This window comes from Cryobacterium sp. MP_M3, from assembly GCF_015752155.1.
GTDB lineage: Bacteria > Actinomycetota > Actinomycetes > Actinomycetales > Microbacteriaceae > Cryobacterium.
The window spans coordinates 44,743-70,982 of record NZ_JADOVI010000013.1 but is presented as its reverse complement, the minus strand read 5'-3'; the positions used below and the strand labels follow the sequence as shown (position 1 = coordinate 70,982).

Here is a 26,240-nt window from a genome sequence, read left to right as displayed (position 1 = left end):
GCCTACGCGGTGGCGGGACGCGGGGTGCGGGCGGGCGCGCGCTTCGGCTTGCTCGGGGCGGTGTCGCCGCTGGAGACCCCGCCGTCGACGACGCCGTCGTCGACGGGGGCCTTGGGAAGGGGCATCTCGATCGGCGGCAGGTCGGAGACGGGCCGGTTGGTGCTGGAGAGCCACTGCGGCCGGGGCGGGAGCTTCTCGACGTCCGCGAAGATCGGCGCGAGCTCGGCCTGGCTGAGCGTCTCGTGTTCGAGCAGCGCGGCGGCCAGCTTGTCGAGGATCGCCCGGTTGCGTCCGAGCACCTCGTAGGCCTCGTCGTGCGCCGCCTCGAGAAGCTCGCGCACCTCCTTGTCGACGCTCTCGGCCATCCGCTCCGAGTAGTCGCGCTGGTGGCCCATGTCGCGGCCGAGGAAGACCTCGCCGGAGGACTGTCCGAGCTTGAGCGGGCCGACGGCCGCGCTCATGCCGAACTCGGTGACCATCTTGCGGGCCGTGGCGGTGGCCTTCTCGATGTCATTGGAGGCGCCGGTGGTCGGGTCGTGGAAGATCATCTCTTCGGCGACGCGGCCGCCCATCGCGTAGGCGAGCTGGTCGAGCAGTTCGTTGCGGGAGACCGAGTAGCGGTCTTCGAGCGGCATGACCATGGTGTAGCCCAGGGCGCGGCCGCGCGGGAGGATGGTGATCTTGGTCACCGGGTCGGTGTTGTTCATCGCGGTGGCGACGAGGGCGTGGCCGCCCTCGTGGTAGGCCGTGATCAGCTTTTCCTTGTCGCGCATGATGCGGGTGCGGCGCTGCGGGCCGGCCATCACCCGGTCAACGGCCTCGTCGAGGGCGCGGTTGTCGATCAGCTGAGCGTTGGAGCGCGCGGTGAGCAGCGCGGCCTCGTTGAGCACGTTGGCCAGGTCGGCGCCGGTGAAGCCCGGCGTCTTGCGGGCGAGAACCTCGAGGTCGACGCCCTTCGCCATCGGCTTGCCCTTGGCGTGCACCTCGAGGATCTTCTTGCGGCCGAGCATGTCGGGGGCGTCGACGCCGATCTGGCGGTCGAAGCGGCCGGGGCGCAGGAGTGCGGGGTCGAGGATGTCCGGACGGTTCGTCGCGGCGATCAGGATGACGTTGGCCTTCACGTCGAAGCCGTCCATCTCGACCAGGAGCTGGTTGAGGGTCTGCTCGCGCTCGTCGTGCCCGCCGCCCATGCCGGCGCCGCGGTGGCGGCCGACGGCGTCGATCTCGTCGATGAAGATGATGGCCGGGGCGTTCTCCTTCGCCTGCTGGAACAGGTCGCGCACGCGGCTGGCGCCGACGCCGACGAACATCTCGACGAAGTCGGAGCCGGAGATGGAGTAGAACGGCACGCCGGCCTCGCCGGCGACGGCGCGGGCGAGGAGGGTCTTGCCGGTTCCGGGAGGGCCGTAGAGCAGCACACCCTTGGGGATGCGCGCGCCGACGGCCTGGAACTTCGCGGGCTCCTTGAGGAAGTCTTTGATCTCCTCGAGCTCCTCGATCGCCTCGTCGGCGCCCGCGACATCCGCGAACGTGACCTGCGGGCTCTCCTTCGAGACCAGCTTGGCCTTCGACTTGCCGAACTGCATGACCTTGTTTCCGCCGCCCTGCATGCCCGAGAGCATCAGCCAGAAGAAGACGCCGATCAGGAGCAGCGGGAGCAGGATGCTCAGCAGCGAGAGGAACCAGCTCGACTGCGGCACCTCGTCGGTGAAGCCGTCCTTCAGGTTCGCGCTGGTGACGGCGTCGACGACCTCCGCGCCGCGCGGGGCGACGTAGTAGAACTGCACCTGGTTGCCGAGGTCTTTGTCGGCCTTGGTGAGGGTCAGGTCGACCCGCTGGTCACCGTCGACGATCTTGGCCTGGGAGACCTTCCCGTCCTTGAGGAACTCGAGTCCCTGCTGGGTGGGGATCTCTTTGAACCCCGACATGGTGATGAGACTCGACCCTACCCACACGGCGACAATCGCCAGGATGATGTAGAGGAGTGGCCCGCGCAGTAGTTTCTTGACGTTCATGGTTGTCACAGGCTATCGTGCCGCCACTGGGTGGTCGCCGTGTGTTCGCCGTGAGCGCGATCGTTACGCGTACACGTGCGGCGCGAGCACGCCGACCGAACGCAGGTTGCGGTACTTCTCGTCGTAGTCGAGGCCGTAGCCGACGACGAACTGGTTGGGGATGTCGAAACCGAGGTACTTCACGTCGATGTCGACCCTCGCTGCATCCGGCTTGCGGAGCAGCGCGCAGATCTCCACCGATTCCGGTTCGCGCGACTTGAGGTTGGCGAGGAGCCAGGACAGGGTCAGGCCCGAGTCGATGATGTCCTCGACGATGAGCACATTGCGGCCGTGCAGGTCGGTGTCGAGGTCCTTGAGGATGCGCACCACGCCGCTGGACTGCGTGCCGGAGCCGTAGGAGCTCACGGCCATCCAGTCCATCGCGATGGGATGCTTGAGCTCGCGGGCCAGGTCGGCCATCACCATCACGGCACCCTTGAGGACTCCGACGAGCAGAAGGTCCTTGCCGGCGTAGTCCTCCTCGATCCGGCGGCACAATTCGGCCAGCCTGTCGCGGATGGCCTCCTCCTCGATCAGGATCTCGGTCAGGTCGCCGTCAATGTCGCGTGGTTCCATGGGAGCGAGAGGGTCCTTTGCTCGGTTCGGGTCCAGGCCCGGAGAAAATCAACCATCCGTCCTGCCGTACAACTCTAACGCCTGGCAGGTCGAGCGCCTTCTGCCCGTGCCAGTCGGTGACCAGGCGTGCGACGGCGAGGGTGTGCACCCGGGCCAGGGAGACCCCGAACTCGCGCTCGGCGAAGAAACGGATGCTCCGCTGCCGCAGAGCGGGCGGGCTCGCGGCGAGCACGGCCACGCTGACCCTCAGCGCCCCGTCGTCCGCGGGCTCGCCGAGCTCGTCGCCGATCCCGCGGGCGAGGGCGTCGAGGGCCGCCGAGTCCTCCCGCAGCTGCTCGGCGGTGCGGGCGAGCGCCTCGGCGACACCCGGGCCGAGCTCCCGTTCGAGCAGCGGCAGCACGGTCTCGCGCACCCGCACCCGGGTGAAGCGCGGCTCGAGGTTGTGCGGATCCTGCCAGGGCGCCAGTCCGGCGTCGACGCAGAACTGCCGGGTGACGCTCCGGCGCAGGCCGAGCAGCGGGCGCAGGTAGGGTCCGCCGGCGGCCGCCATGCCCTGCAGGCTGGTCGGCCCCGATCCTCGGGCGAGGCCGAGCAGCACCGTCTCCGCCTGGTCGTCGAGGGTGTGGCCGAGCAGGATGTGGCTCGCGCCGGTCTCGGCCAGGGCCGTGTCGAAGGCGGCGTACCGGGCTGTGCGGGCGGCCGCCTCCGGGCCGTCGCCGGCCGCGGCATGGTCGACCGTGACCCGGAGCACGAGCACCGGGGCGAGCCCGAGGGCGGTGGCCTGGCCTGCCGCCGTGGCCGCGACATCCGCCGACCCGGCCTGCAGGGCGTGGTCGACAATGACGGCCCCGGCGCGGATGCCGGCCCGGCCGGCCTCGAACGCGCAGGCGGCGGCGAGGGCGAGGGAGTCCGCTCCCCCGCTCAGACCCACCAGCACGAGCCCGCGGGCCGGGAGGGCGCCGCGCACCAGGCGGCGCACGTCGGCAACGGCCGGGGTTAGTCTCGGGCGGGGTGGTGACTGCATCCAGTAACGTTAGCCGCAGACTTTGATCAAGGGAGAAACCAGGCCATGGCCGAATACGACGCAGTGATTGAAATCCCTCGCGGGAGCCGCAACAAGTACGAGGTCGACCACGAGACCGGGCGGGTGTACCTCGACCGGGTGCTCTACACGAGCTTCGTCTACCCGACCGACTACGGCTTCTTCGAGAACACGCTCGGCCTGGACGGCGACCCCGTCGACGTGCTCGTGCTCCTGGACTTCCCGCTCTTCCCGGGCGTCGGCGTGTCCGTGCGCCCGGTCGGCGTCTTCAACATGACCGATGACGGCGGCTCCGACGCGAAGGTCATCGCCGTTCCGGCCGGCGACCCGCGCTGGGACTACATCCAGGACGTCACCGACATTCCCGAGTACACCCGCAAGGAGATCGAGCACTTCTTCGAGCACTACAAGGACCTCGAACCGAACAAGTGGGTCAAGACCGAGGGCTGGGGCGACGCGGCCGAGGCCGACCAGATCGTGCGCGACGGCATCGAGAAGCTGGCCGCCGAGGGCCACTAGCCCTCGCCGAACTGTGAGAAAAGCCGCTTCCCGGACTCCGGGAAGCGGCTTTTCTCACATCTCGGCGAGGTGACGGCCCCGGCAAGGTCAGAGGGCAGGGGTCAGAGGGCAAGGGCCAGAGGGCAGGGGTCAGCCGGTGGGGCGGCCCACGTAGGGCGCGACGTCGCCGGGCGACCAGATGCTGTGGATGCGCACGGGCTTGCCGTAATCGGGGGCTTCGAGGACCTGGCCGCCGCCCACATAGATCGCCACGTGGTAGTAGTCACCGCCGCCGCCCCAGAAGACGAGGTCGCCGCGCTGCACCTGGCTGAAGGAGACCAGGCGTCCCTGGTTCGCCATGGTGCGGTACTGGTTCGTCGCCGAGTGGGATCCGATGTACACGCCGGCCGCCGCGTAGGCCGCCTTGGTGAGACCGGAGCAGTCCCAGACGTCGGGGCCGGAGCCGCCAAGGCCGTAGCGGTCGCCGAGCTGGGCGCTGGCGAACGAGATCGCCGCATCCACGGCGTTTCCGTTCGGTGCCGGGGCCGGGCCCGGAGCGGGAGCAGGCGCGGGTGCCGGCGCCGAGCCGCCACCGGATGCCGGTGCGCTGCCGCCGCCGGACGGTGCCGCCGGGGCGGCCGGTGCCGCCGGGGCCGGCTTGCTGGCCGCGGCTGCCGCGGCAGCCGCCTGCGCCGCCGCCTGGTCGGCCGCGGCGCGAGCCGCAGCCGCCGCCTGGGCCCTGGCCAGGGCCGCTGCCGCGGCGGCGGCGTCCTGTCCGGCCTGGTAGGAACGCTCGGTCTCCGCGGTGGTGTCCTTGAGCAGGGCCAGCTGCTCGAACAGGTCGTTCGACTTCTTCTGTTCGGCTTCGAGGGCCGCCTCGGCGGCCTGGGCGGCGGCGTTGGCCTCGTCGAACCTGGCCATCGCCGCGGCGCTCAGCCTGGTGCGTTCGGTCGTTGCAGCCGCGGCCTGGTCGCCGAGCGATTCGGCGGTGTTCTTGTCCTGCAGGGCCTGGCGGTAGATGGTTTCCGACTGCTCGCCCAGTTTGCTGGCGGTGCCGAGCTGCGCGAGCAGGTCGTCCGCCTTCCGGCCGTTGAGGAACAGGTTCAGCGACAGGTCCTGGGCGCCGGCCTTGGCCAGGTGCGCGGCGATCAATCCGGCGCGCATCTTCGAGGTGGCGGCGCGGGCCTTCGCGGCCTCGGCCTGCTTCGTCAGGCTCGCCTCGCGAGCCGTGGCGGCCTCGAGGTCGTCCTGGGACACCCGGTAGGCCTCGGCCGCGATCTGCGACGCCTTCGACGAATCGGCCGCGGCGGTCTGCAGCCCGACGAGCAGGGCGGTGATCTTCACGATCTCGGCCTGCTTCGTGGCCTCGCTCTGCTTGGCCTTCTGCACGTCGTCCCAGCTGGGATAACCTGCCTCCGCGAACGCGGCGGGCGCCACGAGCCCGGCGGATGCCGCGACCGCGCCGATTGCGCCGATCGCGATGAGGCGGCCGGGTTTGAACCTCGGCCGGGTGCTCTCGTTAGCCAAGTGGCACTCCCCTGTCGTCCATAAACGGCTGCGGATTGATCTGGGTGCCATTGGTGCGCACCTCGAAGTGGAGGTGGCAGCCCGTGGAGGCGCCGGTGCTCCCCACGCTGGCGATGTTCTGGCCGGCCGAGACCTGCTGGCCGTTCGAGACGAAGATCCCGCCCGAGCGGATGTGCGCGTAACCGGTGGCGACGCCGTCGCCGTTGCTGATCTGCACGAAGTTGCCGTAGGTCCCGTTGGGGCCGGCGTAGGTCACGGTGCCGTCGTTGGCCGCGTAGATCGGGGCGCCGCAGCCGGCTCCGATGTCGGTGCCGCTGTGGAACCCCTTGCTGCAGCTGCCTCCGCCGCAGACCACGGGGCGAGGACCGAAGCCGTCGGTGATGCGGCCGCTGGCCGGGACCGCCCAGCCGTTGTGGATGTAACCCCCGCCGAGGCCGGCGCCGGCGCTGCCGGTCGATCCGCCGCCGCTGCTCCGGTTGGCCGCTGCCGCCGCCGCGGCGGCCGCGCGGGCCCGCTCCGCCTCGATGGCCGCGAGGCGCGCGCGTTCGGCGACCCCGGCCTCATAGCCGGCGGTGGTGGTGGCCTGGGCGTCCTGCATGAACTTGAGCTGGGCGTCGAGCTCGACGCTCTTGGCCTGGGACTCGGTCAGCGCGTTCGCTGCCGCCTCGGCGGCGGCCTGGGCCGCGACGAGGGCAGCCTCGGCCTCGACCCGGAGCGCCTCACGCTCGGTCTGGGCGATCTTGGCCTGGTCGCCCAGCGCCTGGGCGGTGTTGCGCGCCGTCTGTGCCTGGTCGTAGACATCGGAGCTGCGCTCGACGAGCTTGCTCATGCTGCCGAGCTTCGAGAGGAGCGCGTCGGCCCCCTTGCCGGCGGCCTGGCCGTCGAGGAACAGGTTGACGCTGAGGTCGGTGCCGCCGGTGCGGTAGAGCTGGGCGGCCAGCTGGCCCGCCTGCCGGGTCGCGGCGTCGGCGGTGGCCTTGCCGGCATCCGCCTGGGCCTGCAGGTCGTTGGCGCGGCGAGTGGCCTCGTCGAACTTCTCCTGGGCGACCTGGAGCTCGGCGCCGCGCTTCTCGGACTCGGCCTGGGTCTCTGCAACCTGCACGGTGAGGTTGGCGATCATTTCCTGGATCTGCGCGACCTGGGTTGCGGCCGCGGCGGTGTTGGACTTGGCGTTCTGCAGGTCCTGCCAGGTCGGGTAGTCGACGGCGAGGGCCGGACCGGCGGGGCCGGCGAGGGTCACGAAGAGGGTGAGCGCCGCCAGGAAGCCGGTTGCCGCGATGGACCGGCGCCGGAGGCGGGTGCCGGAAGAGCGTGCGCCGGACGAGGGCCGGAGACCCCCCAGCCGCTGCAGGACGGTGCGGCCGTTTTCGTGTGCCGTGCGCTTCATTACTCCCCGATCGGGCTCGTTAAACACATGCGTAACTGTGTTAACTCTTTTCACAATAACAACTTCGGGCATACGCGCCCAGCATTCTGCCGAATCTAACCCGGGAACCGGCCCGCGGCCCGGCCATTCGCGGGCGAGCCGGGTCTGCCTCCCCCACGGGATGTGGCCGGGAATCGGGCCGCGCAACGCCGTTTCGGACTCGATTTGGGATTTGCCGCGTGCAGACCGTATGCTTATGCGTCGGAAGCCATGAAGTTTATGGCGTCTCGGCCCCATCGTTTAGAGGCCTAGGACGGCGCCCTTTCACGGCGTTAACACGGGTTCGAATCCCGTTGGGGCTACGCAGTTCGTTTCAAAAAATGTGCAAGACTTATGTGCACGTTGCAAGCTGTACACACGCAATAGAATAAAGAATGTGTCTCATCACGAGGCCCTGTAGCGCAGTTGGTTAGCGCGCCGCCCTGTCACGGCGGAGGTCGCCGGTTCAAGTCCGGTCAGGGTCGCAAAGGCAACAGGCCCTTTCGAAAGAGAGGGTTTTTTTCCTTGGAAAGCGACTTCTCGAGGTTTCTTTCTGGCCCTGTAGCTCAGTTGGTAGAGCGTTCGACTGAAAATCGAAAGGTCACCGGATCGACGCCGGTCGGGGCCACTGAAGACCACTCCCAGGCTTCTACTGGGGTGGTCTTCTTTTTTGCCCGGATCCCCCGCACGGGTACTAGCGCGCGGCAGGCGTTCCAAGATACATTCCATCCGTGACCCGCTGAGACAGCGTCAGACTACTCGCGTATTCCGGTGAATGTTCCCCACGGTCAGCACCTCCGGCACCACCCGACACCCATCCTGTAAACCCGAAACTGCAGGGACTGGCCGTGAATGCATCCGCTCTTCGTCGACCCCTTCGTCGACTCCCGGAATCTCTCTCCCGCCGAGCCATCCGGTGATGGACGTCGCGGCGACGGCCGACATCGACCCCCGCGCGGTGATCGGCGAGGGGAGCCGGCTCTGGCACCTCGTGCAGGTGCGCGAGTTCGCCAGGGTCGGCCCCGGCTGCACGCTCGGCCGAGGCGTCTACATCGGCCCGGGCGTCGTCCTCGGTCGCCACTGCATCGTGCAGGACTTCGCGGTCGTCTACGAGCCTGCCCTGTTGGAGGATGGAGTGTTCGTGGGGTCGGGCGCGGTTTTCACCAACGATCGCTACCCGCGCGCCATTACTGTCGATGGCGCTGTGAAGGCGCCGTCTGACCGCGATCTGGTGGGGGTGACGGTGCGCACCGGCGCGTCGATCGGCGCCCACGCGGTCTGCATCGCCCCGCTCACGATCGGCCGGTGGGCGATGGTGGCCGCCGGGGCGGTCGTCACCGCGGATGTCCCCGACTTCGCCCTGATGATCGGCGCGCCGGCCCACCGGGCCGGGTGGGTCGGGCGCAGCGGCATCCCCCTGCTTTCGGCCGGGAACGGGCGTTACGTCTGTCCGGTCTCCCCCGAGGAGTACACCGAGCGACACGGGTTGCTCACCCTCACCAGCACGGACGCCGGGCGTCGCGCGGCGTCCTGACTCCCGGGGCGTCAGAGCCTGGCGCCAGGGCCCGGCGCGAGGGCCCGGCGCGAGGTCAGGGCCCGGCGCGAAGTCAGAGCTCCGCGCGAGGTCAGAGCTCCGCGTCGCTCGGTGCGAAGGTGTCGCAGGCGCCGGCGCCCTGATCCAGGCCGGTGCTGAACCAGCGCTGGCGCTGTTCGCTCGACCCGTGGGTCCAGCCCTCGGGGTTCACCTGGCCCTGGGTCGCGGCCTGGATGCGGTCGTCCCCCACCGCAGAGGCCGCGCTCAGGGCATCCCGCAGCTGCGCCTGGGTGATCGGCTTGAGGAAGGTCACACCGTTGTCGTCCCTGGTCGTCGTGGCCGCACCGGTCCAGGCGCCGGCGAAGCAGTCGGCCTGCAGCTCGACCCGCACCGAATTGGAGGCTGCCCCGGTCTGGCCGTCCTGCGACGTCTGGAGCGTGCCGACGAGGTTCTGCACGTGGTGCCCCCACTCGTGGGCGACCACGTACATCTCGGCGAGTGGCCCGCCCGAGGAGCCGAACCGGGTGCGCAGGTCGTCGAAGAATGCGGTGTCGAGGTAGATCGTCGCATCCGGTGGGCAATAGAACGGGCCGGTGGCGGCGGATGCTGCGCCACAACCGGTGCCGGTGCTGTCGGTGAACAGCGCGACCGGCTGCGGCTGCTGGTAGGCCACGCCGAGCCGGGGCAGCTCCTCGGCCCAGTAGGTGTCGAGCGAGGCTGCGGCACCCTTCATCAGGCATTCCACGTCGGCGTTCGCCTGCGCGCCGGTCGTGCACTCGGCGAGGTTGGAGACGCTGCCGGGCTCGGCGGCCGGCTGACCGCCCGCGAGGCCGGTCAGGTCCACGCCGAGGAACTGCGACAGCAGGAACAGGGCGATCACGCCCAGCCCGCCGCCGCCCACGGCGATCCCCGTGTTCCGGCCCCGCTTGCTGACCCGGCCGCCGCCGATGTTCGCGTTGTCGTTGAACGTCATGAGGAGAAGTTACCCTGCGAAACGGTCCGTCGCCTCAATAATCGCGTCCAGGTTTCCGGGCTCGTCGAACGAGTGGCCGGCGTCGGGGATCAGGCGGAAGTCCGCCTCCGGCCAGGCCTGGTGCAGTTCCCAGGCGGTGAAGGCCGGGGTGCACATGTCGTAGCGGCCCTGCACGATCACGCCGGGGATGTCCTTCAGCCGGTCGGCGTCGCGAATCAGCTGGTTCGGCTCGAACCAGCCCCGGTTGGTGAAGTAGTGGTTCTCGATCCGGGCGAACGCGACGGCGAAGGACGGTTCGGTGAACCGGGCGATCGTCTCGGGCTGCTGGAGCAGGGTGATCGTCGACGACTCCCAGGTCGACCAGGCGACCCCGGCGCGTTCCCGCACGGCCTGGTCGGGGTCGTGCAGCAGCCGGCCGTAGGCCTCGATCAGGCGGCCGCGCTCGTCGACCGGCACCGGCGCGATGAACTCCTCCCAGAGGTCAGGGTAGATCGCCGCGGCGCCGCCCTCGTAGAACCAGTCGAGTTCGATCGGCCGAAGGGTGAAGATCCCGCGCAGCACGAGCTCGGTGACCCGGTCGGGGTGGGTCTCGGCGTAGGCGAGGGCGAGCGAGCTTCCCCACGAGCCGCCGCAGACCAGCCACCGGTCGATGCCGAGGTGCTCGCGCAGTTTCTCGATGTCGGCGACGAGGTGCCAGGTGGTGTTCGTGGCGAGGTCGGCATCCGCTTCGCTCGCGTGGGGCGTGCTCTGGCCGCAGCCGCGCTGGTCGAACAGCACGATCCGGTACTTCTCGGGGTCGAACACCCGCCGCTGCTTGGCGCTCGAGCCGCCGCCGGGCCCCCCGTGCAGGTAGACCGCCGGCTTGCCGTCGGGGTTGCCGGATGCCTCCCAGTAGATGGCCTGCCCGTCACCGACCTCGAGCATTCCGGTTTCGTAGGGTTCGATCTCTGGGTAGAAGGTGCGCATTCCCTGAGCCTATTGGCCGCACCCGGCCGGAGCGAAACCGCGCCTTCAGCGGCCGCCGAGGCCGAGCCGGTAGGCGAGGATGACGACGTGCACCCGGTCGCGCAGCCCCAGCTTCGCCAGGATGCGCCCGACGTGGGTCTTCACGGTGGATTCGGAGAGGAAGAACCGTTCGGCCAGCTCGGGGTTCGACAGCCCCTCCGCGATGGCGAGGAACACCTCCCGTTCCCGCTCGGTGAGCGCGCCGAGCCGGGAGGCGTCGTCGTCGTACGCGGCCGGCAGCTTCGAGCCGAACAGCTCGAGCATGCGTCGGGTCACCCGGGAGGAGACCGACGCGTCCCCGGAGGCCACCGCCCGGATCGCCGCCGTCAGCTCGCTGGGCTGCGCGTCCTTGAGGAGGAACCCGCGCGCCCCGGCGCGCAGCCCTCCGAAGGCGTACTCGTCCAGGTCGAAGGTGGTGAGGATGATGATCCTGCTGTCGGGGTGGGCCGCGGTGATCTGCCGGGTGGCCTCGATGCCGTCGATCCCGGGCATCCGCACGTCCATCAGGATGACGTCGGGCAGGACGCGTGCGGCGAGCGCGATCGCCTCCGCACCGCTGCCTGCCTCTGCCACGACGGTGAAGTCGTCCTCGGCCTCGAGCACCATCCGGAAACCGGTGCGGAGCAGGGCCTGGTCGTCGACGAGCATGATCCTGGTCTGCGTCATTCGGCTGCCTCCGGTTCGTCCACGTCCATCACGGCCCGCACCTGCCACCCCCCGCCGCCGGGGATCGCCCCGGCCTCCAGCGTGCCACCGTAGAGCGCCGCGCGTTCGCGCAACCCGATGATGCCGCGCCCGGGTCTCTGGGCCGGGCCCTCGACCCGGCGCCGGCCGTTGTCGGCGACGACCACCTCGACCCGGCCGGGAGTCGACGACAGGCGCACCGAGACGAGCGTCGGCTCGGCGGCGTAGCGCAGCGCGTTCGTCAGCGACTCCTGCACGATCCGGTAGATCGTGAGCTGCAGGCCCGGGTTGGCCGGGATCCGTCCGTTGAGTTCCAGCCGGGCCGGGAGCCCCGCCGAACGGAACGAATCGACCAGGTCGACCAGCTGGTCGGCCCCGGGCTGGGGATTCAGGGGCGCATCCGCTGACGCCGTGTCGTGCAGGCCTGGGCCGTCCGGGCCGCCACGGACGCCGTGATCCGCCGGGCCTGCCGGGTCTGCCGGGTCCTCGGCCAGCACTCCGAGCAGGCGGCGCATCTCGGTCATCGAACTCCGGCCGGTGGCCGCGACCTCGCGCATCGCGGTCCTGGACCGTTCCGGGTCCTTGTCCAGCAGCGCGTCGGCGCCGTCGGCGAGCGCCACCATGACCGAGAGGCTGTGCGCGACGATGTCGTGCATCTCCCTGGCGATCCGCCCCCGTTCGGTGACGCGGGCCAGCTGGGCCTGCTGGTCGCGCTCCCTGGCCAGCTGGGCGGCCAGGTCGACCAGGGCCGCGACGTAGCGCTTGCGATCGCCGATCGTGACCCCGAGCAGAGTGGCCGCGAGCATGAGGATCGCGTACTGGCCGGCCACGCTGGGCCAGGCCGCATAGGTCGCGCCGTCGGCCAGGTACGCGCCGATCGCCGCGACGCCGACGGCGGCGATGAGCCCGAGCCAGGCGCTCCGCACGCCGCGGTAGACCGCGACCGCGTAGAGCGCGATCAGAACCGGCACCGTGTCGCCCTGCCCCTGGCTCGGGAAGGACGCGAGCAGCCCGGCGCAGGTGACTCCGAGCACGAGCAGCGGGGCGTGCCGGCGGAAGAGCAGCGCGGCGGTGAGCAGGGCGGTCACGACCGCGGTCACGACGACCGCGGACGGCCGGACCGGGCCGCCGGGCGCTGCCAGGTCGATCAGCACGGTGATCGTCATCGGCACGAAATACACGGCGGCGACGAGCGAATCGGCCAGCCACGGATGCCGCGCCCAGAACCGCCGGGCGACGCCGGGCGGTGTCGGCAGGCGCAGTTCACCCCCGGGAGGCCGTGAAGGCCGCCCGGGGGTGAGCTGCGCGTTTGTCATTCTGTGGACTCTACGCGTCCCGCCGCTTGAGCAGCACCGCTGCGCCGACCAGGCTGGCCGCGAGCCAGCCGAGCACGACGAGCAGGTCGACCCACCATTCGATCGGCACCTGGCTGAACGACATCAGCCCGAACATGTTGATGCCGGCGTTGGAGACCAGGTAGGGCAGCAGCGAGGTTGCCCATTCGGCGGGGATCATCTGCAGCACCATCGGCACGAGCAGCACAATGCCGAGGACGACGGCGATGCCGCCGGCGCCGCTGCGCAGGATCGTTCCGATTCCGAGCGCGAATACCGCGATCAGGCCCAGGTAGAGGGCCCCGCCGAGCACCGGGAAGAGCACGGCCGGATCGAACAGGCCGGCGTGCAGTCCCTTCCCGGAGAGCACGGCCGAGGAGACCAGGTACGACCCGACGGTGCTGACCAGGCCGACCAGGAAGGTCGTCACGAACAGCACGGCGGCCTTCGCCCAGAGGGCAGGCAGCCGGTTCGGCACGGCGGCGAGGGTGGAACGGATCATGCCGGTGGAGTACTCGCCGCTGATGGTCAGCACGCCGAGGACGGCGACGATCAGCTGGCCGAAGAACACCCCGAAGGTGGAGGCCTGGGCCACGAAGGTGGCCTGGTTCGCGGCCGGCACCATCGAGACGTCGGCGCCCTGCAGGTCCAGCGAGGCGGACATGATCGCGGCCAGTCCGAGGGAGAACACCACGAGCAGCGCGTACGACCAGACGGTCGAGCGCACGCTGCGCAGCTTGATCCACTCCGAACGGATGAGGCCTGCCGCGCTCAGCCGGATGGCCGCCGCCTCCTTCCCGGCGCCGGACGGTGTCGCCGCCGGAGCGGCCTCGGGGGCGGTGGGCAGTGTGGTCGTGGTCATCGTGCTGCCTCCTGCAGTTCCGCGGAGCCGCCCGTGCGGTACTCCACCTCGTTTTGAGTGAGGGCCATGTAGGCGTCCTCGAGCGACGCGCCGATGCTGGTGAGCTCGTGCAGCACGATCCCCGCGGCGGCGGCCTGTTCGCCGATCTCCACGGCGGACACGCCGGTCACGTCGAGCGTGTCCTGTTCGCCGGCCGTGACGGTCACGTCGGGCTGGGCGAGCAGGGTGGCCAGCCGGGTGGCCTGCGGGCTGCGCACCCGCACGGTGTTGCTGCCGGCGCCGCCGATGATGTCGGCGACCGGGGCATCCGCTATGACGCGTCCCCGGCCGAGCATGATCAGGTGGTCGGCGGTGAGCGCCATCTCGCTCATCAGGTGGGAGGAGAGGAGCACGGTGCGCCCCTCGGCGGCGAGGTGGCGCATCAGGCGACGCACCCACTGCACGCCCTCCGGGTCGAGGCCGTTGACCGGCTCGTCGAGGATGAGCACGGCGGGGTCGCCGAGCAGGGCCGCGGCGATGCCGAGACGCTGCCCCATGCCGAGGGAGAAGCCGCCGACGCGCTTGCGGGCGACGGAGCCGAGCCCGGTGAGTTCGATCACCTCGTCCACCCGGCCGGCGGGGATGCCGTGGGTGGCGGCCATGGCCAGCAGGTGGTTGCGGGCCGAACGGCCGGTGTGCACGGCCTTCGCGTCGAGCAGAACGCCGACCTCGCGGAGCGGCGCCGCGTGTTCGCGGTAATGCTTGCCGTTCACGGTGACCGAACCGGCGCTCGGCTGGTCCAGCCCCACGATCATGCGCATGGTGGTGCTCTTGCCGGCTCCGTTCGGGCCCAGCAGGCCGGTCACCTTGCCGGGCTGCACGGTGAAGTCGACCGCGTCGACCGCCGTCTTGCTTCCGTAGCGTTTGGTCAGGGACTGTGCCTGGATCATCCGTCTCCTCGTTCCGTCGTGGGGCCGGGTCACACCTGTGACAACGGCTACCCAACGACGCTACGGGCGACGGATGCGGCGCGCATCGGCCGGGCGGCCCTACCTCGGCCGCCCGGCCTCATACCTGGGTACGACCTGCTACTTCTTCTTCGGCGCCTTCTCGGGGGCGGGGGCCTGACCGGACGCCCGCAGGGTGCGGTAGTAGTCGCGGGCCTCGTCCTGCCGGTCCTTCTCGGCGCCGCTGGCGATGCTCGACCGGAGGTGGTCCTGGCTGTAGCCGAACGCGTCGACGAGGTCGGTCGCGTGCGGACGCAGCCGCGCGATGATCCGGTCGATGTAGGCCGTCACCGACTGGGCGCGCTGCGCCGAGAGCCTGCCGTTGATCAGGTACCAGGCCAGGTGCTTCTCGACCAGGCCGAGTCCGAAGAGGTCTCGCAGCCAGGTGAGCACCTGCCGGTTGCCCTCGTCTTCGGTGGTCTCCACGGCCTGGGTGAACGCCTCCCATTGCAGCAGTTCGCCGTGCGAACGGGCGGCCTCGATCAGGGCGTCCTGATGCGAGTTGAAGAGGGCGGCGGCCTCCTTGGCCGGGAGCTTCGCGGCCGGGCGCAGCTTGCCGGCGATCTCGCCGATCATGGTCTCGACCCGGTCGGTGAGCAGCTCCCGTTGCACATTGGTCTCCCGGAGGGCGCCGACCGAGCGGGCGGTCGAACCGAAGTCGGAGACGGCCTGCGCGAGCGTGCGGAGTCCGGTGCCGTGGTAGGCGCGGTCCGCGGCCTGGGCGACGACGTAGCGGGCGAGCACCCCAGTGCCGGCGTGGGCGAACTTGCGGCTGTAGTCGGTGAGCAGGCGCTTGGCGACGAGCTGCAGCAGCACGTTGTTGTCGCCCTCGAAGGTGGCGTAGACGTCGAGGTCGGCCCGCAGTCCGACGAGACGGTTCTCGGCCAGGAATCCGGCGCCGCCGCAGGCCTCGCGGGCTTCCTGGAGGGTGTCGAGGGCATGCCAGGTCGACAACGGCTTGAGGGCGGCTGCCAGGGTTTCCAGGTCCTGGCGGTCGTCGTCGGTGTCGGCCGTGCCGCTGAAGACCTGGTCGAACTTGACCAGGAACTGGTCGTGCGCGAAGGTTTGCGCATAGGTCGTGGCCAGGCGGGGCAGCAGGCGGCGCTGGTGGCGCTGGTAGTCGAGGATGACCTCTTCGTCGGTGTCGCTGCCGGCGGTGAACTGGCGGCGCTGGCTTCCGTAGGTGATCGCGATGGTCAGGGCCATCGCCGAGGCCTGGGTGGCGGCGCCGTCGAGCGAGACGCGGCCCTGCACGAGGGTGCCGAGCATGGTGAAGAAGCGACGCCCCGGGCTGGCGATCGCGCTGCTGTACTTGCCGTCCACGGCGACGTCGCCGTAGCGGTTGAGCAGGTTCTCCCGGGGGATGCGCACCTGGTCGAAGTGCAGCCGGCCGTTGTCGATGCCGTTGAGTCCGCCCTTGAGGCCGTCGTCCTCTCCCCCGATTCCGGGCAGGAACGCCCCGGTCTCGTCGCGGAGCGGCAGCCAGAACGCGTGCACGCCGTGGTTGACTCCCTGGGTGATCAGCTGCGCGAACAGCACGGCGGCGACGCCGTCCCTGGCGGCGTTGCCGAGGTAGTCCTTCCACGCCGCGCGGAACGGGGTGTGGATGACGAATTCCCGGGTCGAGGGGTCGTAGGTCGCGGTCGTGCCGATGCTGGCGACATCCGACCCGTGGCCGGTCTCGGTCATCGCGAAGACGCCAGGGGTCTCGAGCGTCATGATACCGGGGAGATAGGCGTCGTGGTGCTTCTTGGTGCCGAGGTGCAGCACCGCCGCGCCGAACAGGCCCCACTGCACGCCGGCCTTGATCTGCAGGCTCGGGTCGGCGGTGACGAGCTCCTCGAAGCCGGCGATGTTTCCGCCGTGGTCGTCCGAGCCGCCCAGGTCCTTCGGGAACGCTCGGTGAACGTGGCCGTTGGCGGCGAGGATCTTCAACTGGGCGAGCACGCGGTCGCGGTGCTCGGTCATCGACTGGCCCTCGATCCGGTGCAGGTCGGGGCGGGCGGTGAGTTCGCGGGCGAGCACCCGCACATCGGCCCAGGTGCCGAGCAGCTGGCGGTTCAGGGCGGCGATGTTCACGGTCGGGGCGCCGGGGTGGCCGGCCACCATGACCGGGCCGGTGTCGACGGCCGGAGTGGCCGGGGTTCCGGTCTTTTTCAGGGCGGTGGAGCGCTGGGCAGTGTCAACCATCATTGGTCCTTCGTCTTCGCGCGGAATTTTCTTACACGCTAGGTCGATCACCGGGCGCACGGAAATAGTGCGTGACGGGGCTACAACAAAGCGTGCCGACCCCGGCATACGTCTTGTAGGAATCCACAGCCGTATCACGCTTCGAGTCGGGCTAATCCACAAACGGGACGGGTTACAGCGGGTTGCGGGCGATGATGTGGAAGACGTGCCAGTGCTTGGGACCCATCGCCGACTGGCCCGGTCGGTCGTCTTCGACGAGGCTGTGGATCTCCAGGCCGGCGAGCAGCAGCTCGACCTCGGCCCGGTCGTGGAAGTTCATCCCGGCCCGGCCGGCCCAGTCGTCGTGCGGCCCGAACAGTTCACCGGCGAACCAGGCGCCAGGTTTCAACGCGGCCCGGATGCCCGCCCAGAGCCCGGGGAACGCGGCCGGGTCGCAGAAGGGCAGGGCGAAGCCCGCGTAGACGAGGTCGGCGGGAGGCAGCCCGGGCAGGTCTTCGAACCGGGCCTGGCGGAAGGCCAGCCGGCCGAGTTCCGCGGGGTGCAGGCCCTGCCGAACGAGGTCCTCCGCGCCGGGGTCGGCGTCGAACGCGAGGACGCGCCAGCCGGACCGGAGCAGGTGCCGGGTCTCGGTTCCCTCGCCGCAGCCCAGGTCGATCGCGGCACCGGGCGGGGTCGCCCCTCGCAGCCGAAGCGCCTCGACGAGCACCGAGCGGGCGGACCGGCCGGCCTGGGCGTCGTAGTAGGCAGGCCAGTCCATCGGCTCGCTGCCCGCCGGCTCGCTACCCGTCGGCTCGGCACCCATCGGCTCGGGCACGGTCAGGCGCCGGCCGTGACGACCTCGAGGATCGCCGCCCCGTAGGAGTCGAGCTTCTTGGCGCCGACCCCGGAGATGCCGTCGAGGTCGGCCAGGCTGGTCGGCCGGGTCGCGGCGATGGCGAGCAGGGTCGCATCTCCGAAGATGATGTACGCGGGCACCCCCTGCTCCTTGGATTGCACGGAGCGCCAGGTGCGGAGCGCCTCGAACAGGGTTTCCTGCTCGGGGCTGAGGTCGGCCGCGGCGGCCTTCGCCGCGCTCTTCCGCGCGCCGGCCGCCGGGCGGGCGGCCCGTTCGGGTTCGGTGCGCAGTTCGACGGTGCGGCGCCCCGCGAGCACCTCGGCGGCGGCATCCGTGAGCACGAGCGTGCCGTATTCGCCGGAGGTGGCGAGGAGCCCCTGGGCCAGGAGCTGGCGCACGACCCCGCGCCACTGCTGGTCGCTGAGGTCGGCGCCGATGCCCCAGGTGGCCAGCTGGTCGTGGCCGTGCTGGGTGGTGCGCGGTGTCACCTTGCCGCGGAGGATGTCGATCAGCTGGCCGGCGCCGAAGCGCTGGTTGCGCTCGCGCAGCAGGCGCACGACGGTGGAGAGAAGCTTCTGCGCCGCCACGGTGCCATCCCAGCCGACGGGGGGCTCGAGACAGGTGTCGCAGTTGCCGCAGGGTTCGCTCGGCTGGCCGAAGTAGCGCAACAGGTTCACCCGGCGGCAGCTCACGGTCTCGCAGAGCGCGAGCATGGCGTCGAGGTGCGCGGACAGCTTGCGCCGGTGCGCGAGGTCGCCGGGCGATTCGTCGATCATGCGGCGCTGCTGCACGACGTCCTGCAGGCCGTAGGCGAGCCAGCCGGTCGACGGCAGGCCGTCGCGGCCGGCGCGGCCGGTCTCCTGGTAGTAGCCCTCGACCGACTTGGGCAGGTCGATGTGGGCGACGAAACGCACATCGGGCTTGTCGATGCCCATGCCGAACGCGATCGTGGCGACGATGACGACGCCGTCTTCGCGGAGGAAGCGGGACTGGGTGCGGGCGCGGAGGCCCTGGTCGAGGCCCGCGTGGTACGGCAGCGCATTGACGCCGTTCTGGCGCAGGAACTCGGCGGTCTGCTCCACGGTCTTGCGGCTGAGCGCGTAGACGATCCCGGCGTCGCCCTGGTGCTCGGCGCGGATGAAGGCGAGCAGCTGCTTGCGCGGTTCGGCCTTGCCGACGATGCGGTACTGGATGTTCGGCCGGTCGAAGCTCGCGACGAAGTGGCGGGCCTGGCCCAGCTGAAGACGGGTGGTGAGTTCCTTGTGGGTGGCATCCGTCGCCGTGGCCGTGAGGGCGATCCGCGGCACGTCGGGCCAGCGGTCGGCCAGTTCGGACAGGGCGAGGTAATCGGGCCGGAAGTCGTGCCCCCACTGCGACACGCAGTGCGCCTCGTCGATGGCGAAGAGCGCGATGGTGCCGCGGTCGAGGAAGCGTTTGGTGGCCTCGGAGGAGAGCCGCTCGGGGGCGACGTAGAGCAGGTCGAGCTCGCCGGCGAGGTAGTCGCGTTCGACCTGGCCGCGGGCGGCGGAATCCTGGCTGGAGTTGAGGAACGCGGCCCGCACGCCGACCGCGGTCAGGGCGTCGACCTGGTCCTGCATCAGGGCGATCAGCGGCGAGATGACGATGCCGGTGCCCTCGCGCACGAGCGACGGGATCTGGTAGCAGAGGCTCTTGCCTCCGCCGGTGGGCATCAGCACGACCGCGTCGCCGCCAGCGATGACCTGGTCGATGATCTGCGCCTGTTCGCCGCGGAACGAGTCGTAGCCGAAGACCGTGCTGAGGGCCTCGGCGGCGGTGGCGAACTTCGCCGTGGCCCGCCGGGGCGCGGCTACGGCCGGGCGCCCGCCGGAGGCCTGGCCGGCTGCAACGGATGCCCCGGCGAACGCGGCATCGGCGTAGCCCTCCGGCGGGGGTGGGGCATCGAAATCGTCGGGTGGTTCGAACTCGTCAGGATCCCACGGTATTTCGGCGTTCCAACTCACCCGGCAACTCTACCTGCGACCTCCGACGGACTCTTCCGCTTCCGCTTCCTCGTCCGGCTCGGCGGCCGGCGTCCGGCCTCGCCGGTTGACCACGAGCAGGGTGCCGCCGATGGCCAGGACCACGGCGCCGAGGGCACCGCCGATCCAGGCCAGGTCACCGAGGCCGGGGCCGGTGCCGGCAGGCGCGGATGCCGCGGCATCCGCGCCGGTTTGCGCCGTGCCGCCGCAGCTGGGCAGGGTCGGCGACCCCTCGGCCAGTTTCTGGCCGGCGGCCGGCTGCCAGCTGAAGGTGTACTCCTTCGACACGGCGTGCCCGTCGGTGGAGACGACCTGCCAGATCACGGTGTACTCCCCCGGCTGGCCGAGCTGGGCCTTGGTTTCGATGCTCGGACCGAACAGGGTGACGCAGCCGTCGCCGTAGTAGAGCGGGGTGGCCGCGCCGGCGGGGCCCCGGATCGCCATGGCGTTCCCGGAGCCCTCGCCGTGCAGGTCGAGCAGCTGGTCGTTCGTCGTCACGGTGAACGTGCCCGGCTGCTCGGTCACGACCGCGCCCTCGGCCGGCGACGAGCCGACCGGGTAGTTGTGCGCGAAGGCGGGCGCGGCGGACCACCCGACCAGTGCCGCGACGATGACGGCGCCGCCGAGCGCCCTGATCGACCAGCGTCTGGTCCCGGAACCGTGCGTCACCCTGTTGCCTCGCATGGATCGAGCCTAGACCGACCGCTTGGTGCGTCGCCCGGTCACGGCCAGCACGATGCCGATCGCCCCGACGACGAGGCCGCCGACTCCGAGCACCCGGGCGAGCACGTCGTCTCCGGCGGTCGCGGCCGAGGTCTCTTCGGCATCCGTGGCACCGGCCGCGTGGCCGTGCTCACCGTCGGCGACGGCGGCGGTGACCGCGATGGACGGCGCCGGATGCTCCGGCTCGGCCTCGCCCTCCACGGCGTGCTGGTCCCAGGTCGTCGACCCGGTGACACAGGTCTGCAGCACCGGGAACTCGAGGGTCTTCCCGGCCGCGTCGGCCGGGAGCGGCACGCTCAGGTCGAACGTGGTGCGCAGTCCGTCTTCCATCGGGGTGACGGCCGTGTAGACGACCTGGCCGATCCGGGTGCTGATGGTGTTTCCCTCTTCGTCGGTGATCGGTTTGGCCAGGTCGACCGCGGTCTTCGCCACGGTCCAGTCGGGGTTGACCGTGGGGGTGACGCTGACGATGCTCTCCGGGATGCTGATGCTGATGCTCGTGGTGGGCGACCCGTCGCAGCCGTGCGGCAGCGCGAAGCTGAGCACGGCGTAGGAGCCGGCCGCGGTGGACGACGGGTCGATGTCGATGTGGGCGCTGGCCGCGAGCGGCGCGGCGAGGGCGAGGAGGGTACCGGCGGCGAGGGCCGAGGCGGCGAGGGCGGTTTTCTGGAGCTTCATGGGGTGTCCTTGCTGTGGGGCGCACCGGCGGGAACGCAGGAAGAGGCCTGCAGAGGGTTCGGCGCGGTGGCGCAATCGGTCTGGTCTGACATGGTCCGACGCACGGGGCCGACACGCGGGAGCGTCAGGCGGGCAGCGTCAGGCAGGCAGAGAGACCGGCGGGCCACGATGCCGCATGGTCGAGAGGAGCACGCTCAGGTCGCGGGGCGTGAAGACCCGAGCGGTGGTCACCGTGCGGCGCGGCGACCGCGGCGGCGGAGTGAGAGCGTGCTGCGCGAAGAGCGCACGGATGACCAGGCGCGCGTTCTCGAGGAGACCCCAGAACGCGCGTTCGCCGAAGCGGAGGGCGAGGATCGTCACCGCGGCGGCGGCGAGGTGGGCCAGCCACATGGCGACGCCGTCGGCGGGGCCGCCGGCCATCGCTCCCGGCATCGCTCCCGTCATCGCGCTGGAGCCGAGGTGGCCGGAACCGGCCGCGCCGAGCAAGGCCGAGTCGACCGGAACGGCGACCGGATAGTGGGCGTGCGGCGCGGCGGCGGGCGTCGCCAGTGCACCGCCCGAGCCACCGAGCGAGAACAGGCCGTGGAAGATCAGCTGGCTGGCGACCACGGACAGGCTCACCCGCCAGACCGAGAGGGTGCGGCCGGCCAGCCCGATGCAGACGATGCCGGCGAAGGCGAGGGACAGCGCCACGGGCACGAGGCCGGGGCCGGACCCGCCGCCGAGGGTGTGGGAGAGAGCGGCGACGAAGGTCGAGAACAGGGCGGCGATCCAGCCGCGGGCGAACCGTGCCCAGCGCGTGGTCATCGTCGCCCCCTCTCCTCGTTCGCTCCCACCCTACCCGGCGGCCCGGCGGCGGGTCGTCGATGCGGCGGGCAGGCATCCGCGCCGGCTCCGCGTCACTGGCTAGGCTGGGCTTCTCATGCTCACAGCGGGACTCGGCCTCATCGGGGCGCTCATCTTCGGCAGCGCCGACTTCCTCGGCGGCCTGGCCGCGAAGCGGATGAGCTCCATGCTCGTGACCGCGGTCGCCGCGGCATCCGGCCTGGCCGCCCTGCTCGTCGCACTGCCGTTCGTGGGCGGCGTCTGGTCCCCGCAGGCCGTGTTCTGGGGAGCGCTGTCCGGGGTCAGCGGCGCCGTCGCCATCTCCCTCCTCTACGCCTGCCTCGCGATCGGGCCGATGAGCATCCTGTCCCCGCTCACCGCGGTGGTCTCCGCGGTGGTGCCGATGGTGGCCGGGCTCGCCGGAGGCGACCGGCTCGCCCCGATCGGCTACTGGGCCCTGGGCCTGGCCCTGGTGGCGGTCGTGCTGGTCGGCTTCGTCCCGGAGAAGGGCGCGGTGCGGCCGAGCACGGTCGGGGTGCTGATGGCGCTCGGCTCCGGCGCCATGATCGGCGCGTTCATGGTCATGATCGACCTGACCCCCGACGACAGCGGGCTGGTCCCGCTGGTGCTGAACCGCGCTGTGAACGGCACGATCATGTTCGTGCTGGTCGGCGGGCTGGCCCTGGCCGGCCTGCGCCGGCGACGGATGCCGGCTGTGCCGGCGGCGGCCCGGTCACAGGCGGCGGGCGCCCCGGCCTTCTCTTCCGCACCGCCGCTTCGACGCCCGACCCTGCTGGTGGGTCTCCGGCTGGCGGCGGCTTGCGGTGTGGTCGACGTCATCGCCAACTTCCTGTTGCTCCTCGGCATGCGGGCAGGAGACCTCAGCGTGATGAGCGTGCTGACCGCGATGTACCCGGCCGGCACCATCCTGCTCGCCGCCGTGGTGCTGCGCGAACGCATCGCCCCTGTGCAGTGGCTCGGCCTCGCCCTCGCGCTGGCCGCCGCCGGGATGCTCGCCGTCGCCTGATCTCTGCCGGCGACGGTGGCGGCCGGGCGAATGTCGCTGTGGGGCGGCCACCCGAGGCAGCCCCACAGCAACTCATCGTCCGGGTCGTCGGCCACAAACCCGATTTGTGACGGAGAATCCGAACGGGTGCCACGACTCGCGTGCGAGCCGCAGATAGAGGCAGCATATTGCGCCGCGCCCGGCACCAGCGGAGCAACACGCCGGGAGGCCCGGCGCCCGGGGGGCCTAGCCGGTGTAGGGGACGGCGGCGAGGATCTCGATCCGGACGCTCGGGTTGGAGGGGGTGGCGTACGTGACGGTGTCCCCGACGAAAGAGCCGATGATGGCCCGGCCCACCGGTGACGACGGGGAATACACGTCGATGTCCACGCCGGGATCGAGGGAAGCGAGTTCGCGTTCCCCGAGCAGGAACACGGTCGCCCGGGTGTCGCCGGAGAGCATCGCGGTGACCCTCATTCCCGGTTCGACCAGCCCGTCGTCCGGCTTGATCTCGGCTTCAGAATGACGAAGGGTCTTGCGCAGCTCGCGGATCCGGCCGGCCGTGACGGCGTCGGGACGGGGGTGCGCGGCCAGTTGCGCGAGTTCCTCGATCATCGAGGCGAGCGCGCTGGGCGGGACCCACACTGTTCCTGTGGTCATGGGGATTTCTCCGTAACGTATGCAAAACGCTCGTGCGTTCCGCAGTGGTCAATCCACCATGCTACCGGCGAACCTCGGCAGGGGGACGGGCGCGCACGTGGATGCGCTCCCCCTGCTTGCCGAACATGCTCAGGATCTCGACGGGCCCCGCGCCGGTGGACCCGAACCAGTGCGGGTTCCGGGTGTCGAATTCCGCGGCCTCGCCGGTTCCCATGATGATGTCGTGCTCCCCGAGGACCAGCCGCAGCCGGCCGGAGAGCACGTAGATCCACTCGTAGCCGGAGTGCGTTCGCGGCTCAGGGTCGCGATCCGTCGCGGGGATGGACATCTTGAACGCCTGCGGCTCGCCCTGGTGCACCGACAGCGGGGTGAGGGTGCGCCCGTCGGTGCGGGTGGAGTTCTGGAGCACCCGGGGGTCTTCGATTCTCGGCGGGGTGACGATCTCGTCGAAGGGCACCCCGAGGGCGGCCACGATGGGCAGCAGGAGTTCGAGGCTGGGCTTCCGCTGCCCCGATTCGAGGCGGGACAGGGTGCTCGTGGAGATCCCGGTGGCCTTCGACAACTCGGCCAGGGTCAGGTCCTTCTTCTGGCGGATTCGGCGCAGCCTGGGCGCGATCTGACCGAGCGCCGTCTCGATGCGTTGCGCAGTGCTCATGCGCCCATCGAATCAGTTCCTCCCTGTTTCGGCAACAAAACTTCCACTCCGTGCCCCGGCGGTGGGACTCTACTTGCGGAGGTGGTGACAATGACCGAAAAGACACACCACGACGTGATAATCATCGGCGCGGGAGCCGCAGGCCTGAGCGCCGGACTGGTGCTGGCGAGGGCCCGCGCGAACGTTCTGCTGCTCGATGCCGGCGAACCGCGCAACGCACCGGCGGCACACATGCACGGCTTTCTCTCCCGGGACGGCATGTCGCCGGCGGAGTTCCTGGCCGTCGGGCGGCGCGAGGCGACTGCCTCCGGCGCCGCGATCGAGCCCGCGACGGTGAGCGAAATCGAGCGTCGCGACGACGGCGGATTCGACGTGACCCTGGCCGGCGGCACGGTCGAGGTCGCCCGGACCCTGCTCGTGGCGCCCGGGCTGAAAGACGAGCTCCCCGGCATCCCCGGAGTACGCGAACGATGGGGTGCACTGGTGCACCACTGCCCGTACTGCCATGGCTACGAGGTGAGGGACCGTTCGATCGGCGTGATCGGCGGGGCCGCCCGGGAGATGTCACTCAAGCAGGCCGGGCTTCTGCGCCGGTACAGCGGTCGGGTGACCCTCCTGACCAATGGCATGGAGCTGACTCCGGCCGAGCGGCACTACCTCGCCGCCTTCGGCATCCGGGTCGTCGACGGCACGGTGTCCCGGCTCGGCGGGGAGATTGACGGCCCCGTCGCGATCAGCCTCGATGACGGACACTCCCTTGAGTGCGAGGCCGTGTTCATCGCGCCCGTCCCCCGCCCCACCGATGATCTCCTGCGCTCCCTGGGCTGCGAGGTCGACCCCCACACCGGGCTCGTCGCCGTCGACGCGGCCGGCCAGACCAGCGTTCCCGGCGTCTGGGCCGCGGGCAATGTCGTCACGCCGAGCGCCCAGGTCATCACCGCGGCCGGCGCCGGGAGCGCCAGTGCCATCGCGATCAACGGATGGCTGCTCCAGCAGGACATCACCGCCGCATCCGCCGGCCGGCAATCCGCCTGACCGAGCTCGATTCACGACCACCCTCAGTTCACAACCACTGCAGTACAACGAAAGGAACAACCATGTCCATTTCTCAGCCGAACCAGAGCAACGCCGCGTCAGTACCCCCGTCCGTGCACGTCAGGGCGATGATCACGTGGATCGCCATCTTCCCGCTCGTGACCCTGGGCTTCTTCGCGATCGCCCCGTTCGCAACCGACTGGAACCCGGTTCTCCGGGCGTTCGTGCTGTCGATCGTCGTGGTGCCGGTCGCCGTTTACCTCGTAGTGCCCCAGTTGATGCGCGCCTACCGCGCGCTCCAGGGCCGCCGCCGCTGAACCGGCCTGCGGACCGCAGTGACTGGCGGCGGTGTTTCCTGCCGCTGGTCCCAGGCGCGTGGATGGAGACGTGCACGTGCGAGGCGGGATGGATGCATCGAACATACGCGCTGTCTCAGGGAGGAACCGAAGTCATCAGGGTGCGATGAGTTTCCCGCCCGGCAACGTGTCTTCAAGCCTGCCGTCTCGCGCTTCCCCGATCAGGGGCCATACGACAGCCTCGTTTTCGTACTGGAGGATCAGCGCTTGTGGTCCCGCGGGAAGGTAAAGAGCCTGCCCAGCGGGTCGCCCCGCCTTCGGATCGGCGATTGCGGTATCCACACCCTCTACGGGTACCCCGTCGGATGCTGGAACGAGATATGCGACGACACTCGAACCCTCGCGCAAGCCGTCCTGGTACGCATCCGGGTCGTGCCCGCCGGGATTCGGCAACTCGACATACACCAAGCCATCGGTGCGTTCATCGACGCTTCCCACCACCGCCTTCGGATCTCTCAGCACGAGCACGATGGTAGAGATCCCCGGTATGTTCTCGTTCTTTGGGACGATCTCCACTCGACCTTCTTGGACTCGATCAATCGTTCCCGTCACCACGAGCCTGCTCTGCTCCGCGAGTGCGGCCGGAGAGGCCAATGGGTCGTAGTCGAAAACGATTCCGGCAAATTGTTCCACGCTCTGTTGAGCCGAGTGTGGCCTCGATGCCTCATCGCTCGCGCATGCGGAGATGGTGGTCGCGAAGACGATAGACCCGGCTAAGGCGGCAAGCTTGGCGCGCTTCATAGTGCGCATCGGATCCCCCTATGAATAAGCATCGTTGATGTGGTCGCGATCGTACT

The 26,240-nt window shown here is 70.3% G+C and carries 25 protein-coding genes and 3 tRNA genes; 8 read left to right on the top strand and 20 right to left on the bottom strand.

The features are described from left to right. Window positions 1–2 precede the first annotated feature (2 nt). From ftsH to tilS, 3 genes are all read right to left on the bottom strand, one after another. On the bottom strand, window positions 3–2,015 hold the full coding sequence (gene ftsH / locus IWX89_RS14370; RefSeq protein ID WP_196904228.1) for an ATP-dependent zinc metalloprotease FtsH: 2,013 nt from the start codon (window positions 2,013–2,015) through the stop codon (window positions 3–5). A gap of 63 nt (window positions 2,016–2,078) precedes the next feature. Continuing rightward, on the bottom strand, window positions 2,079–2,630 hold the full coding sequence (gene hpt, locus IWX89_RS14365) for a hypoxanthine phosphoribosyltransferase (RefSeq protein WP_196904227.1): 552 nt from the start codon (window positions 2,628–2,630) through the stop codon (window positions 2,079–2,081). After that, the gene (gene tilS / locus IWX89_RS14360) at window positions 2,611–3,654 is read right to left on the bottom strand and encodes a tRNA lysidine(34) synthetase TilS (protein WP_196904226.1); all 1,044 of its coding nucleotides are present in this window, start codon (window positions 3,652–3,654) and stop codon (window positions 2,611–2,613) included. Before tilS ends, hpt begins: the two co-directional genes overlap by 20 nt. 45 nt (window positions 3,655–3,699) lie before the next feature. On the opposite strand from tilS, the gene IWX89_RS14355 reads away from it, so the two are divergent. After that, complete coding sequence (locus IWX89_RS14355) at window positions 3,700–4,191, top strand: inorganic diphosphatase (RefSeq protein WP_196904225.1); 492 nt, start codon at window positions 3,700–3,702, stop codon at window positions 4,189–4,191. Between the two features lie 129 nt (window positions 4,192–4,320). Here the strand turns inward: IWX89_RS14355 and IWX89_RS14350 are convergent, their stop codons facing one another. Together IWX89_RS14350 and IWX89_RS14345 are read right to left on the bottom strand one after the other, a co-directional pair. Next, window positions 4,321–5,697 (bottom strand): C40 family peptidase, encoded by a 1,377-nt coding sequence (locus tag IWX89_RS14350; protein ID WP_196904224.1) that lies wholly within the window; start codon window positions 5,695–5,697, stop codon window positions 4,321–4,323. Continuing rightward, window positions 5,690–7,084, bottom strand: coding sequence for a M23 family metallopeptidase (locus tag IWX89_RS14345; protein WP_196904223.1), 1,395 nt, complete (start codon window positions 7,082–7,084; stop codon window positions 5,690–5,692). Before IWX89_RS14345 ends, IWX89_RS14350 begins: the two co-directional genes overlap by 8 nt. 268 nt (window positions 7,085–7,352) lie before the next feature. Between IWX89_RS14345 and IWX89_RS14340 the strand changes: the two genes are divergently transcribed. The 4 genes from IWX89_RS14340 to IWX89_RS14325 all read left to right on the top strand — a co-directional run bounded on the left by IWX89_RS14340 (window position 7,353) and on the right by IWX89_RS14325 (window position 8,636). Continuing rightward, a tRNA-Glu gene (locus IWX89_RS14340) sits at window positions 7,353–7,425 on the top strand. Window positions 7,426–7,513: 88 nt separating this feature from the next. Continuing rightward, window positions 7,514–7,587, top strand: a tRNA-Asp gene (locus IWX89_RS14335). Between the two features lie 70 nt (window positions 7,588–7,657). Continuing rightward, window positions 7,658–7,730: transfer RNA gene (locus tag IWX89_RS14330), tRNA-Phe, on the top strand. Between the two features lie 291 nt (window positions 7,731–8,021). Then, window positions 8,022–8,636 (top strand): acyltransferase, encoded by a 615-nt coding sequence (locus IWX89_RS14325; protein WP_196904222.1) that lies wholly within the window; start codon window positions 8,022–8,024, stop codon window positions 8,634–8,636. A gap of 91 nt (window positions 8,637–8,727) precedes the next feature. Here IWX89_RS14325 and IWX89_RS14320 read toward each other — a convergent pair whose 3' ends face one another. The 12 genes from IWX89_RS14320 to IWX89_RS14265 all read right to left on the bottom strand — a co-directional run bounded on the left by IWX89_RS14320 (window position 8,728) and on the right by IWX89_RS14265 (window position 21,713). Further along, complete coding sequence (locus tag IWX89_RS14320; protein ID WP_196904221.1) at window positions 8,728–9,609, bottom strand: neutral zinc metallopeptidase; 882 nt, start codon at window positions 9,607–9,609, stop codon at window positions 8,728–8,730. Window positions 9,610–9,618: 9 nt separating this feature from the next. Next, window positions 9,619–10,575, bottom strand: a complete 957-nt coding sequence (pip, locus tag IWX89_RS14315) for a prolyl aminopeptidase (protein WP_196904220.1) — start codon at window positions 10,573–10,575, stop codon at window positions 9,619–9,621. Window positions 10,576–10,620: 45 nt separating this feature from the next. Continuing rightward, a complete protein-coding gene (locus tag IWX89_RS14310) occupies window positions 10,621–11,280 on the bottom strand; it encodes a response regulator transcription factor (protein WP_196904219.1) in 660 nt (219 codons plus the stop codon). Then, window positions 11,277–12,614, bottom strand: coding sequence for a sensor histidine kinase (locus IWX89_RS14305; RefSeq protein WP_196904218.1), 1,338 nt, complete (start codon window positions 12,612–12,614; stop codon window positions 11,277–11,279). Before IWX89_RS14305 ends, IWX89_RS14310 begins: the two co-directional genes overlap by 4 nt. Window positions 12,615–12,624: 10 nt before the next feature. After that, entirely contained in the window at window positions 12,625–13,494 is an 870-nt protein-coding gene (locus IWX89_RS14300) for an ABC transporter permease (protein WP_196904217.1), read from the bottom strand. Further along, window positions 13,491–14,423, bottom strand: a complete 933-nt coding sequence (locus IWX89_RS14295) for an ABC transporter ATP-binding protein (protein ID WP_196904216.1) — start codon at window positions 14,421–14,423, stop codon at window positions 13,491–13,493. The genes IWX89_RS14300 and IWX89_RS14295 overlap by 4 nt, the downstream gene beginning before the upstream one ends. A gap of 138 nt (window positions 14,424–14,561) precedes the next feature. Beyond that, the gene (locus tag IWX89_RS14290; RefSeq protein WP_196904255.1) at window positions 14,562–16,670 is read right to left on the bottom strand and encodes an acyl-CoA dehydrogenase; all 2,109 of its coding nucleotides are present in this window, start codon (window positions 16,668–16,670) and stop codon (window positions 14,562–14,564) included. 172 nt (window positions 16,671–16,842) lie between these two features. After that, window positions 16,843–17,484: a class I SAM-dependent methyltransferase gene (locus IWX89_RS14285; protein WP_307836571.1), complete on the bottom strand. Its 642-nt coding sequence runs from the start codon at window positions 17,482–17,484 to the stop codon at window positions 16,843–16,845. Window positions 17,485–17,486: 2 nt separating this feature from the next. Then, window positions 17,487–19,487 (bottom strand): DNA helicase RecQ, encoded by a 2,001-nt coding sequence (gene recQ / locus IWX89_RS14280; RefSeq protein ID WP_196904215.1) that lies wholly within the window; start codon window positions 19,485–19,487, stop codon window positions 17,487–17,489. Between the two features lie 9 nt (window positions 19,488–19,496). Beyond that, window positions 19,497–20,189, bottom strand: coding sequence for a copper resistance protein CopC (locus tag IWX89_RS14275; RefSeq protein WP_196904214.1), 693 nt, complete (start codon window positions 20,187–20,189; stop codon window positions 19,497–19,499). A 9-nt stretch (window positions 20,190–20,198) separates the two neighbouring features. Beyond that, on the bottom strand, window positions 20,199–20,906 hold the full coding sequence (locus tag IWX89_RS14270) for a YcnI family protein (protein ID WP_196904213.1): 708 nt from the start codon (window positions 20,904–20,906) through the stop codon (window positions 20,199–20,201). 138 nt (window positions 20,907–21,044) lie between these two features. Beyond that, a complete protein-coding gene (locus tag IWX89_RS14265; protein ID WP_196904212.1) occupies window positions 21,045–21,713 on the bottom strand; it encodes a hypothetical protein in 669 nt (222 codons plus the stop codon). A 115-nt stretch (window positions 21,714–21,828) separates the two neighbouring features. Between IWX89_RS14265 and IWX89_RS14260 the strand changes: the two genes are divergently transcribed. Continuing rightward, window positions 21,829–22,758, top strand: coding sequence for an EamA family transporter (locus IWX89_RS14260; protein WP_196904211.1), 930 nt, complete (start codon window positions 21,829–21,831; stop codon window positions 22,756–22,758). 225 nt (window positions 22,759–22,983) lie between these two features. Here IWX89_RS14260 and IWX89_RS14255 read toward each other — a convergent pair whose 3' ends face one another. After that, a complete protein-coding gene (locus IWX89_RS14255; protein ID WP_196904210.1) occupies window positions 22,984–23,397 on the bottom strand; it encodes a GreA/GreB family elongation factor in 414 nt (137 codons plus the stop codon). Between the two features lie 61 nt (window positions 23,398–23,458). Beyond that, on the bottom strand, window positions 23,459–24,052 hold the full coding sequence (locus tag IWX89_RS14250) for a helix-turn-helix domain-containing protein (protein ID WP_196904209.1): 594 nt from the start codon (window positions 24,050–24,052) through the stop codon (window positions 23,459–23,461). Window positions 24,053–24,142: 90 nt separating this feature from the next. On the opposite strand from IWX89_RS14250, the gene IWX89_RS14245 reads away from it, so the two are divergent. Together IWX89_RS14245 and IWX89_RS14240 are read left to right on the top strand one after the other, a co-directional pair. Beyond that, window positions 24,143–25,087: an NAD(P)/FAD-dependent oxidoreductase gene (locus tag IWX89_RS14245; RefSeq protein WP_196904208.1), complete on the top strand. Its 945-nt coding sequence runs from the start codon at window positions 24,143–24,145 to the stop codon at window positions 25,085–25,087. A gap of 62 nt (window positions 25,088–25,149) precedes the next feature. Beyond that, window positions 25,150–25,404 (top strand): hypothetical protein, encoded by a 255-nt coding sequence (locus IWX89_RS14240; RefSeq protein WP_231383321.1) that lies wholly within the window; start codon window positions 25,150–25,152, stop codon window positions 25,402–25,404. A gap of 135 nt (window positions 25,405–25,539) precedes the next feature. Here the strand turns inward: IWX89_RS14240 and IWX89_RS14235 are convergent, their stop codons facing one another. Beyond that, the gene (locus IWX89_RS14235; RefSeq protein ID WP_196904207.1) at window positions 25,540–26,193 is read right to left on the bottom strand and encodes a hypothetical protein; all 654 of its coding nucleotides are present in this window, start codon (window positions 26,191–26,193) and stop codon (window positions 25,540–25,542) included. Between the last annotated feature and the right edge of the window lie 47 nt (window positions 26,194–26,240).

Bases quoted from the DNA above. Each gene is read 5' to 3' on its own strand.
- IWX89_RS14290 (WP_196904255.1), bottom strand. From the start codon at position 16,670: ATGGTTGACACTGCCCAGCGCTCCACCGCCCTGAAAAAGACCGGAACC.
- IWX89_RS14325 (WP_196904222.1), top strand. From the start codon at position 8,022: ATGGACGTCGCGGCGACGGCCGACATCGACCCCCGCGCGGTGATCGGC.
- IWX89_RS14270 (WP_196904213.1), bottom strand. From the start codon at position 20,906: ATGAAGCTCCAGAAAACCGCCCTCGCCGCCTCGGCCCTCGCCGCCGGT.
- ftsH (WP_196904228.1), bottom strand. From the start codon at position 2,015: ATGAACGTCAAGAAACTACTGCGCGGGCCACTCCTCTACATCATCCTG.
- IWX89_RS14235 (WP_196904207.1), bottom strand. From the start codon at position 26,193: ATGCGCACTATGAAGCGCGCCAAGCTTGCCGCCTTAGCCGGGTCTATC.
- IWX89_RS14320 (WP_196904221.1), bottom strand. From the start codon at position 9,609: ATGACGTTCAACGACAACGCGAACATCGGCGGCGGCCGGGTCAGCAAG.
- IWX89_RS14265 (WP_196904212.1), bottom strand. From the start codon at position 21,713: ATGACCACGCGCTGGGCACGGTTCGCCCGCGGCTGGATCGCCGCCCTG.
- IWX89_RS14300 (WP_196904217.1), bottom strand. From the start codon at position 13,494: ATGACCACGACCACACTGCCCACCGCCCCCGAGGCCGCTCCGGCGGCG.
- IWX89_RS14305 (WP_196904218.1), bottom strand. From the start codon at position 12,614: ATGACAAACGCGCAGCTCACCCCCGGGCGGCCTTCACGGCCTCCCGGG.
- IWX89_RS14275 (WP_196904214.1), bottom strand. From the start codon at position 20,189: ATGCGAGGCAACAGGGTGACGCACGGTTCCGGGACCAGACGCTGGTCG.
- IWX89_RS14345 (WP_196904223.1), bottom strand. From the start codon at position 7,084: ATGAAGCGCACGGCACACGAAAACGGCCGCACCGTCCTGCAGCGGCTG.
- hpt (WP_196904227.1), bottom strand. From the start codon at position 2,630: ATGGAACCACGCGACATTGACGGCGACCTGACCGAGATCCTGATCGAG.
- IWX89_RS14355 (WP_196904225.1), top strand. From the start codon at position 3,700: ATGGCCGAATACGACGCAGTGATTGAAATCCCTCGCGGGAGCCGCAAC.
- IWX89_RS14310 (WP_196904219.1), bottom strand. From the start codon at position 11,280: ATGACGCAGACCAGGATCATGCTCGTCGACGACCAGGCCCTGCTCCGC.
- IWX89_RS14245 (WP_196904208.1), top strand. From the start codon at position 24,143: ATGACCGAAAAGACACACCACGACGTGATAATCATCGGCGCGGGAGCC.
- IWX89_RS14260 (WP_196904211.1), top strand. From the start codon at position 21,829: ATGCTCACAGCGGGACTCGGCCTCATCGGGGCGCTCATCTTCGGCAGC.
- IWX89_RS14295 (WP_196904216.1), bottom strand. From the start codon at position 14,423: ATGATCCAGGCACAGTCCCTGACCAAACGCTACGGAAGCAAGACGGCG.
- tilS (WP_196904226.1), bottom strand. From the start codon at position 3,654: ATGCAGTCACCACCCCGCCCGAGACTAACCCCGGCCGTTGCCGACGTG.
- IWX89_RS14250 (WP_196904209.1), bottom strand. From the start codon at position 24,052: ATGAGCACTGCGCAACGCATCGAGACGGCGCTCGGTCAGATCGCGCCC.
- pip (WP_196904220.1), bottom strand. From the start codon at position 10,575: ATGCGCACCTTCTACCCAGAGATCGAACCCTACGAAACCGGAATGCTC.
- IWX89_RS14240 (WP_231383321.1), top strand. From the start codon at position 25,150: ATGTCCATTTCTCAGCCGAACCAGAGCAACGCCGCGTCAGTACCCCCG.
- IWX89_RS14255 (WP_196904210.1), bottom strand. From the start codon at position 23,397: ATGACCACAGGAACAGTGTGGGTCCCGCCCAGCGCGCTCGCCTCGATG.